This window comes from Edaphobacter aggregans DSM 19364 (assembly GCF_000745965.1).
GTDB lineage: Bacteria > Acidobacteriota > Terriglobia > Terriglobales > Acidobacteriaceae > Edaphobacter > Edaphobacter aggregans.
Genome location: NZ_JQKI01000339.1, coordinates 1 through 1,292 on the forward strand (window position 1 = coordinate 1; position 1,292 = coordinate 1,292).

Consider the following 1,292-nt stretch of genomic DNA (forward strand, 5'->3'; position numbering starts at 1 on the left):
CTGCTAGCGTAACTTCTCGAACCGCCGTGTACGGACCCGTACGCACGGTGGTGTGGCAGGGGTCGGCAGGCAACTGCCGCCCCTATGCCGATCAAGTCGGGATTTCGGTAACTTGCTGGGAACTTTCTCAAAACCAACGTTTTTCGGAAACTCAAGCCGCTAGATTGGGACTCGGCTCCTGGTGGCCCCGACTCGCATGCTTCCTCGTTTGAAATGGATTGGACAGCGTAGTGGGGCTAGTTTGCGGTTTCATTGAAATTGAGCGAAATAGTCAACTCGACCCGAACCGGCTTACCATTCTTCATCCCTGGCTTAAATTTGTACTGCTGGACTGCCTGGATTGCCTTCTCATCCAACCCCATACCAAGACCGCGAACGACACGAACGTGGCTAGGATTTCCATTAGCCTCAACAATTAGGTGCACTAGCACCAATCCCGAAATCTTGGCGTTGCGCGCCGCTTCTGTGTACTCCTGCTCAACCGAGTGGATCAAGAGAGGAGCTGAGACATCGCCAGCGACTCTGTATACGGTGTTCGGTCCAGTATAGGGATTCTGTCCAAGGGCAGAACCAGCGCCCTGTGCCACCATCTGAGACGTCATGGCAAACGATGCGAGGATGCAAGAAACAATCAGACCATGCTTCATCGCCGTCCTAGTCTTCTTCGTCATCGGATGAGCTTACAACAGAGCGGACATCACATACGCAATTAATTCATTGACAATCGATAACTCACCCTAGCTTAGCGGAAGTGATCTTCGTAGTGCCCGCAAAGTTCAGGTTTTCGGCAACTGCAATTCTCGCAGCGCGGGGCGGATGGAAATGTTCTATAAAAGCAGTTGACTGCGCCAGAGGCGGAGTCACTGGTGCCAAAAACTTGTCTCGAGCTCCCGCGATTTGCAATCCTGATCTGGGATCAGATTCGGCAAGCTAAGGCCGACTTCCTACTGGTGCTTCTTGTGCCCGAATAAAAGCATGGCTCCGGTACTGGCGATCGCTGGCATGGTGGCAAGGGCGGTCATTGCGACGGCCCTTTGACCCCGTTGGAGAGATTTCTCAATATATCGTCACCGGGCCGAATCGGATCCTAATTTTCCCATGAGGAGCACAGCGATGACGACAGGCAAAAAGTTGTGGCGAAACCGGAAGGAGCGGAAGGAATGGGCGCGGCGGTTGCAATCCGAGGATCCGGGCCTGGAGTGAGTTTGGCAACTTGGCTTGGCCCACTTCGGCGGTTTGTTTTGGCCCACCCTCTGGGACGTTGAGGTTGAGGGTGTTCGGTTCTGCTGGAG

At 54.0% G+C, this 1,292-nt stretch carries 1 protein-coding gene; it reads right to left on the reverse strand.

Translation table 11 applies throughout. The features are described 5' to 3' along the window. Nucleotides 1-236: 236 nt before the first annotated feature. Nucleotides 237-647, reverse strand: a complete 411-nt coding sequence (locus Q363_RS31665) for an energy transducer TonB (protein WP_245632608.1) — start codon at nt 645-647, stop codon at nt 237-239. Nucleotides 648-1,292: the final 645 nt, after the last annotated feature.

Bases quoted from the DNA above. Each gene is read 5' to 3' on its own strand.
- Q363_RS31665 (WP_245632608.1), bottom strand. From the start codon at position 647: ATGAAGCATGGTCTGATTGTTTCTTGCATCCTCGCATCGTTTGCCATG.